This is a genomic window from Microcystis sp. LEGE 00066 (genome assembly GCF_015207925.1).
In the GTDB taxonomy this organism is placed as follows: Bacteria; Cyanobacteriota; Cyanobacteriia; order Cyanobacteriales; family Microcystaceae; genus Microcystis; species Microcystis ichthyoblabe_A.
Genome location: NZ_JADEVX010000188.1, coordinates 1 through 7,750 on the forward strand (window position 1 = coordinate 1; position 7,750 = coordinate 7,750).

A 7,750-nucleotide genomic window follows, 5' to 3' on the forward strand; every position below is an offset into this window, starting at 1 on the left:
GGGTAGGGTGTGGGGTGTGGGGTGTGGGGTTTTACCAGTTTTGAGGTGGCCAATTACCTAATTTTCAGGGAAAAAGTGCCTAAATTTCCCCCCGATCACTCCCAGATCCAGTATTTTTTGATTGACAAAAGGTCTAAAAGTCTTACCCAAAAAGGTTTTTAGATTGATTCAACCAGCCCTAGACAATTTATGAGAACGAACAAAGGAAATTCTAAGTCCCCCCGCCCGTTGCGAGTGCCGAGAGGTCGCCGGGACGACCGCCGCCATACCCCCAAGGTCAACCGGACCGGTCTCTATCAAAGCGCGATCCGGCAGTCCTTTCTCAAACTCGACCCGCGCATCGCCGTGCGTAACCCTGTCCTATTCGTGGTCTGGTTGGGAACGATCGTCACGGCCCTGGTGACGATCGACCCGCATCTATTCGGCACGATCGCAGGGGATAGGGGACAACAACGGCTACTTAACGGCATCATCACCCTCATCCTCTTCTTCACGGTGCTGTTCGCCAACTTCGCCGAGGCGATCGCCGAGGGACGGGGAAAAGCCCAGGCCGATGCCCTGCGATCGACCCGCAGCGACACGATCGCCCGAAAAATCCTGGCCGACGGTTCGATCGAGTCGGTCAGTTCCACGGCCTTGCATCGGGGTGATCGGGTAAAACTGCTGGCCGGGGACGTGATTCCCGCCGACGGGGAAGTGATCGAGGGAATCGGTTCGGTGGATGAATCGGCGATCACCGGAGAATCGGCCCCCGTCCTCAAACAACCCGGCACTGACATCGCCAGTTCCGTCACCGGTGGTACGCGGCTTCTCTCGGACGAGTTGACGGTACGGATCACCCAAGATCCCGGTCGGGGTTTTATAGATCGCATGATCTCCCTGGTGGAAGGGGCCGAGCGCACGAAAACCCCCAACGAGATCGCGCTGACGGTACTTCTGGCTGTGTTAACCCAAGTCTTTTTAATTGTCGTGGCCACGATTCCCTCGATCGGGAACTATATCGCCGGTTTCCTGGAAACGATCCTCAGTCCTGCGGTTGCGGATACCTTTCGGGCCGGCTCCAGTATCGCCATCTTGATCTCCCTCCTCGTCGCCCTCATTCCCACGACGATCGGCGGTTTATTGAGTTCGATCGGTATCGCCGGCATGGATCGTGTGGCTCAGTTTAATGTCATCGCCACCTCTGGACGCGCCGTGGAAGCCTGCGGCGACGTAAATACCCTCCTTCTCGACAAAACGGGAACGATTACCCTCGGCAACCGGCTAGCTGACGAATTTATCCCCGTCAACGGTCATAACCTCGAGGAATTAGCCCGCGTCTGTCTAGCGGCCAGCCTTTTCGACGAAACCCCGGAAGGACGCTCGATCGTTGCTTTAGCCCGGAATTTGGGCGCAAACCTCGATATCGATGGCCAACCCGGCGAGGCAATCCCATTCTCCGCTCGTACCCGCATGAGCGGCACCGATAGGGACGGCGAGGAATACCGTAAGGGGGCCGTAGAAGCGATTAAAGGTTTCGTCCGTTCTAGGGGTGGTTCCGTTCACGAGACCCTCGATGAGGCACAGGAAAGGGTTTCCCATTTGGGGGGAACTCCCCTGGCCGTCTGTCGGGGTAACGATATCTACGGGGTGATCTATCTCAAAGATATAGTGAAACCGGGATTAAAAGAGCGTTTCGACCAATTACGGCGCATGGGTGTGAGAACGATCATGCTCACCGGCGACAACCAGATCACGGCGGCGGTGATCGCGGCGGAGGCGGGGGTGGATGATTTTATCGCCGAGGCTACCCCGGAAGATAAGATCGAGGTGATCCGTCGCGAGCAAGCCAAGGGCAAGTTAGTTGCTATGACGGGGGACGGAACCAACGACGCACCGGCACTGGCCCAGGCTAATGTCGGTGTGGCGATGAACTCCGGAACCCAAGCGGCAAAGGAGGCGGCCAATATGGTGGATCTCGATTCCGACCCGACCAAGCTGATCGATTTAGTGACCATCGGCAAACAGTTATTAATTACCCGCGGCGCCCTGACCACGTTTTCGGTAGCTAACGATATCGCTAAGTATTTCGCCATTATCCCGACGATTTTCGCCGCTGCCGGGATCGATGCTTTAAATATCATGGGTTTGAAAAGCGCTCAATCGGCGATCGTCTCAGCCCTGATCTACAATGCCCTGATTATCCCCGTTTTGATTCCCCTAGCACTTAAAGGCGTTCAATTTCGCCCGCTCACCGCTGACCAACTATTGCGGCGCAATATCCTCATCTACGGGGTAGGAGGCGTGATCGCGCCGTTTATTGCGATTAAGATTATTGATGAGATAATTTCAGCGATCGGGTTGAGGTAATGGTAAAATCTGCAATATTTAAGCCTAGTTTATTCGGATTGAAGCACTCGAATCGGGATTTTAGCCAAAAAGAAACCTGGGGTAAAAATCAATTTAACTCCTCATTTCCAGCTTCTTTGTGCGCTTACTTGGATGGGAAAGGACTGAAAAATGTATATCTGAAACTTGATGAAAATTTAAAAATTCAACCGGCGGAGTTAAGTACACAAGAGTTATACGGTCTAGCTCCCGATTCCGATAATTTATTTTATGCTTTCGAGAGTCAATTTACGCCGTATAATCAATTTGTAATCGGTAGTTTGCCTAGAGTCGATCTAGTAACCCAGAGAATCGATAACGGTAATTGTCTTCGAGGTCTGGAAATTAAATTAACCGCTTTACCAGACAATACAACTTGTGACTTAGAAGATATTCGTTATGGATGTGAAATAGTGGTTAGACCAGATACCATCGTGTATCTCGCCTGTAGTATAATTAATCACATTAGGCAAAATATACAGGCTCTTCGGTTTGTGTTATGCAATGGACTGGGGTTATAGGGGATGTAACCCTTATGTAGAAAGGCATTTGGCGATTTTTGTCAATTGTTTTTCATCTAAAGCGAACTCATCAATTAAGTCTTTTGCCAGATAAGGATTTAGTCAATTTATGCCCCCCTATCGAACCATACCAAGTAACGAAGAGCCAATATACAAAAATTGCAGGAGATTATCGGTAGTGATTTCGATTCTATTCAAGACTGGACAGAACCGAGAGAGGTAATGCCTTATTTACTATCAATAGTTGGCGTTATTGACCGACTATCGCTTGATTTATTGCCCTATCAACAACCATTTTTAATACAGCCTATCTGGAAAACGGAAGGCAAATCTTCAAAATTGGCAGAGCAATGTTTAGATGTGTTCGTTTGGAGCGATCTAGCTTTCACTCGGCTATTCGTAGATCTGACTAAATTTGAAGCGAGAATAGAAAAAAGTATTTCCAGACAAATACGTTCTGCGATATGGCTGTTCAAAATGCTTGACGATTTCGGCTCTTCGGTTTGTGTTATGCAATGAACGGGGGTTATAAGGGATGGAACCCCTATATAGAAAGGCATTTAGCGATTTTTGTCAATTATTTTCGATCTAGAGCGAACTAATCAATTAAATCCCTTGCCAGATAAGGATTTAGTCGATTTATGCCCCCCTATCGAACCATACCAAGTAACGAAGAGCCACGATTTCAGCAAACAGGAGCGCATCAATCATAGAAAAATAATCGATCAACTTTCGTACAATACAAAAAATGATAAAGCGTTTGCATTAAGCGGCAAAATTACCAACCGGTATATGCGTTCAGAAATTTTGCATCGACCCAGAATTAACAAATCAGAAATAAGAGAAATTATTTTAGGAGGTGGACAAAATTTATTGAGTCCTGAAAGGCGATTTGATGCTATTATTTATAATTCACCCGATTTGTTTAATTTAGAGGAGGGAGCAAAATGATCACAATCGATTTATTCGCTGGTTGTGGTGGTTTATCTTTAGGTTTCCAGAAAGCGGGGTTTACTATTGTGGCTGCATTTGATAATTGGATACCTGCTATAGATGTCTATAGCAATAACTTTAGTCATCCAATATTTAATGTCGATTTATCTAGAGAATCTAATCAAGAAATATTGGCTCAATATAATCCTGAGATTATTGTCGGCAGCCCCCCTTGTCAAGACTTTTCCAGTGCCGGTAAGAGAGACGAGGGTTTAGGACGAGCGAATCTAACCCTCACATTCGCTGAAATTGTAACTAGATTAACTCCCCAATGGTTTGTTATGGAAAATGTGGCTAGAATTGAGAAAAGTAAAATACTCATTCAGGCAAAACAAATTTTTAAAAGCCATGGTTATGGTTTAACCGAAAAAGTTATTAATTCTTGTTACTGCGGAGTTCCTCAAACTAGAAAAAGATATTTTATGATCGGTAAAATGAAGGAAGAAGATGATTTTTTAATCGATGAGATCAATGAAAATCTATCAAGTCAACCTCTGACTGTATTTGACTATATGGGCAAAGAATTAGATATAGAATACTATTATAGACATCCTAGAAGCTATCAAAGAAGGGCGATATTCAGTATTTATGAACCTAGCCCTACTATTCGAGGGGTAAATCGACCAGTTCCCAAAACCTATCGACAACATCCCGGTGATGCTTGTCATCTTAATGAAAAATTAAGACCGTTAACAACGAGCGAGCGAAGCTATATCCAAACTTTTCCTAAAGACTTTATTTTTGCTGGAACAAAATCTAATCTAGAACAAATGATTGGCAATGCTGTCCCTGTTAATTTGGCCAGATATGTGGGCCAATGTATTCTTAACTATGAATTGAAAAAGGGGAAAAAGACAACCTATCGACAACTATAGCTAAGTAAGTGGTTATAATTAAATTGAAAATAGATTTTGTCTTTGATCCCCCCTTAATCCCCCCTTGATAAGGGGGGTGTCTGATAATTTTTAACGCCTACCTACTTATTTTCTTGATTTACTAGCAAAAACAAATCTCCAAAAAACTCTAATTCTTATGAAAGCATCCCTTAGAAAACACCGATTTTTCTGGTATATTTTCTTAAATTTCTGTCTAACAATTCTTTTCTCCTCCATCGTTCAAGCTTCTACGGGAAGCACTATCGATAGGGGGCAGGCCTTCGCGTTAACCCTTTTAGGATTGGTCGCCTTTGCTTTATTTATCTACCTATTTTTTGTCATCTTTATACCGGAGAGGTTTTAAGAGATTTCTGGCACAATTAATTTTTGAGAGTTCAAAAATGGGAAAAAGCAGAAAATCTCTAAATAGACTCTTTCATTGATTGTTGTTTATTCTTAATTCTCCTGACTCCTGACTACTGGCTCCTGACTCCTAACTCCACCAACAAACTTTTTCAGTAAACCCTAATTATGAGTTTTGCACGCGAGGCCGGTAGAGCCATCCGTTCTACCCTAGTTCTCTGGGTGATCACTGCGCTGATCTATCCTTTCTCGATGATCGCCATCGGTCAAATTCTTTTTCCCTGGCAAGCGAACGGGAGTTTAATTACCAGTAATCAAGGTCAAGTGGTGGGTTCGGCTCTAATTGGGCAACCTTTCACCAGCGATCGCTATTTTAATAGTCGTCCGAGTACCACCGACTACAGTACGGCCGATCCGAAAAACGATCCTAACAAGATATTGCAAACTGGAATTTCGGGAGCGAGTAACCTAGCTCCCAGTAACCCTGTATTGATCGATCGCATTAAAGGAAAACCCGATCCTGATCCGGCGAAAGCTATAGAGGGGGAGATTCCCCGATTAGAGAAAGCGGGAATCAAACCCACCGCAGCTCTGGTATATACCTCCGGTTCCAGTCTCGATCCCCATATCACCCCAGAGGCCGCCAGAGCGCAGATCGAGCGGGTGGCGCAGGTGCGGGGATTACCGACGAATCAAGTGGAGATACTGATTATCAAAAACACCGACGAGCGCTTTCTCGGCATCTTCGGCGAACCGGGGGTTAACGTGCTGAAACTGAATCTGGCTCTAGATGCGATCGCAAATACCCGATAGGGCCTCTGATACTCAATCCTGTTTAAAAGGTATAGGAAAGTGGGAAGAGAGAGTTTGCCTTTAAAAACCCCAACTTAGTGGATTTACAAACATGGGATGCAGCCGCTAAAAAACTAACTGGGAGAGGATGGTTTAGCTGATCTTACCTTGATATTCACATTGAAAACCTTGATCGCGCCAAGCTTCTAAATCAACGGAATTTAAGGGAATGACTTGCCAACAGGGGGGAGAGATTAATTGTCCGACAAAAGCCCAAATTATACTTCTAGTCACATCTAAACCAGTTTTTAGCTTTGATTCGTGATTACCCGGGATACCAATTTCTCGGACTGCATCAATTTCTACTGCTATACCGTGGGATTGCAAGTGAATTTCTGCTAACCATTTAGCGCGGGGTAAATGAGTAGGAGAAGTGACAACTTTTACTTTATGTACTCCCCATTGTTTTAAAATTGGCACGGCAAAGAAAAAATTGCCGAAGGTAGAATTAGCACACTTTTCTAACCAGACGTTAGTTTTTGGTGCTTTTGCCCGTTCAAATAGTAATAAAATACAGGGATCTTTCGAGCCTTGGGAAATTAAAATCGGTATATTGGGGTATTGCTTGGCCAGATTGGCCACATAAATTTCCCGACGAATGCTGCCCCCCAAAACTAAGATGGCATCAACGGGTTTTTGTTGATTAATTGACCAGCGGATGGCTAAATTAGTCGCTAGATTAAGGATAATAAAGCCAAAAACCAGAATTAGAGTTAGTTTTAACCATTTTTGCCAATTTCGGTGTTTAGTAGCAACATTTTTCGGTTTTTTCGCCATTGACTTAGAGATGGTGTAACAATTGTGCTTTGATAATTTTTTCTGCGGGGTTGAGTTTGACTAATTGTGAACCTGTCCCGTCTTTTCCCGTGACTGTCACGGTTTCCACCTCTAAGGGCAGTTTTCGCTCCTGATTGGTACTTAATAACACTATACTCCCCGCTCGCGCCGCTACCATGGCCGCTAAACTATCCTGTTTGTTGACGAATTGTAAAGCGGGTGAACCAAGATCGCCTAATTGTGATAGGCGTAAATTTTCGATCGCCAGTCTTTTTCCGTAACCTAATCCCGAAATCAGCAGCAGATTTTCCCGATGGGGGAGAGAAACACAGCCAGCTAGATGTTCCCCGTAGCGCAATCGCAAAATTGCTAAACCCTGGGCAGATTTACCCATAATTGGCAATAATTCCTCGCGCACGGGATAACGCAACACCCGACCGCTACTGGTGGCGATCGCTAAGTCCAGGCCTTCGTGAGTGAAAATAGCAGCATATAGGCGATCATCTTCTTTCAATTTCATCAGGGACAAACCCCGACTACCAACCCCCTCCAATTCATTAATGGGAAGCCGCTTTATTCGCCCTTGTTGACTCAGTAAAAGCAATTCTTGATTTTTTTGAGGTTCTGTCAAGAAAAATTGATTTAACACGGCTTCTGACTCTTTTTGGGCGGTTTTGGTCAGCAGACTGGAGATTAACACCGGTTGATTGTCTTTTGGAGGAACTTCCCGGATAGCAATCGGGTAAGCTTTAGCATTATCGAGGATAACTAGAAAATTTTCCCGTTTTTCGATCGCCTGTTGATAGATAATTAAACCCCGGTCCGGCGCTCGCTCTTCCGGTGTCGTCCAACTAATTTTATCTTCGGCATCAAGCAATAAAATCGCATTTTCTGGGGGTTCTTGGGGCGTAAATAGGCTTAAACTCGGTGCATTCTCACTCTCAGGCTTTTTCTTAACTTTATTGTCCTGTTTTTTAACTTCCGACTTCAAAGAGGGTGTGG

General features: G+C 45.2%; 9 protein-coding genes. 7 read left to right on the top strand and 2 right to left on the bottom strand.

The features are described from left to right. Positions 1-189 precede the first annotated feature (189 nt). From kdpB to kdpC, 7 genes are all read left to right on the top strand, one after another. Positions 190-2,349: a potassium-transporting ATPase subunit KdpB gene (gene kdpB, locus IQ224_RS19485; RefSeq protein ID WP_194033375.1), complete on the top strand. Its 2,160-nt coding sequence runs from the start codon at positions 190-192 to the stop codon at positions 2,347-2,349. After that, complete coding sequence (locus tag IQ224_RS19490) at positions 2,349-2,888, top strand: HindVP family restriction endonuclease (protein ID WP_002744334.1); 540 nt, start codon at positions 2,349-2,351, stop codon at positions 2,886-2,888. Before kdpB ends, IQ224_RS19490 begins: the two co-directional genes overlap by 1 nt. A gap of 159 nt (positions 2,889-3,047) precedes the next feature. After that, a complete protein-coding gene (locus tag IQ224_RS19495; protein ID WP_194033376.1) occupies positions 3,048-3,407 on the top strand; it encodes a HindVP family restriction endonuclease in 360 nt (119 codons plus the stop codon). A 201-nt stretch (positions 3,408-3,608) separates the two neighbouring features. Continuing rightward, complete coding sequence (locus tag IQ224_RS25110; RefSeq protein ID WP_370583155.1) at positions 3,609-3,839, top strand: HindVP family restriction endonuclease; 231 nt, start codon at positions 3,609-3,611, stop codon at positions 3,837-3,839. After that, complete coding sequence (locus tag IQ224_RS19505; protein WP_002744337.1) at positions 3,836-4,756, top strand: DNA cytosine methyltransferase; 921 nt, start codon at positions 3,836-3,838, stop codon at positions 4,754-4,756. Before IQ224_RS25110 ends, IQ224_RS19505 begins: the two co-directional genes overlap by 4 nt. Before the next feature lie 157 nt (positions 4,757-4,913). Beyond that, positions 4,914-5,120 carry a K(+)-transporting ATPase subunit F gene (kdpF, locus tag IQ224_RS19510; RefSeq protein WP_071591814.1) on the top strand — a complete coding sequence of 69 codons (207 nt, stop codon included), beginning with the start codon at positions 4,914-4,916 and terminating at the stop codon, positions 5,118-5,120. A gap of 167 nt (positions 5,121-5,287) precedes the next feature. Further along, positions 5,288-5,932: a K(+)-transporting ATPase subunit C gene (gene kdpC, locus IQ224_RS19515; protein ID WP_194033377.1), complete on the top strand. Its 645-nt coding sequence runs from the start codon at positions 5,288-5,290 to the stop codon at positions 5,930-5,932. A gap of 132 nt (positions 5,933-6,064) precedes the next feature. Here kdpC and IQ224_RS19520 read toward each other — a convergent pair whose 3' ends face one another. Continuing rightward, positions 6,065-6,748, bottom strand: coding sequence for a YdcF family protein (locus IQ224_RS19520; protein WP_194033378.1), 684 nt, complete (start codon positions 6,746-6,748; stop codon positions 6,065-6,067). A gap of 4 nt (positions 6,749-6,752) precedes the next feature. Continuing rightward, a partial coding sequence (locus IQ224_RS19525; protein ID WP_305070310.1) for a DNA gyrase C-terminal beta-propeller domain-containing protein occupies positions 6,753-7,750 on the bottom strand: 998 nt, incomplete at its 5' end.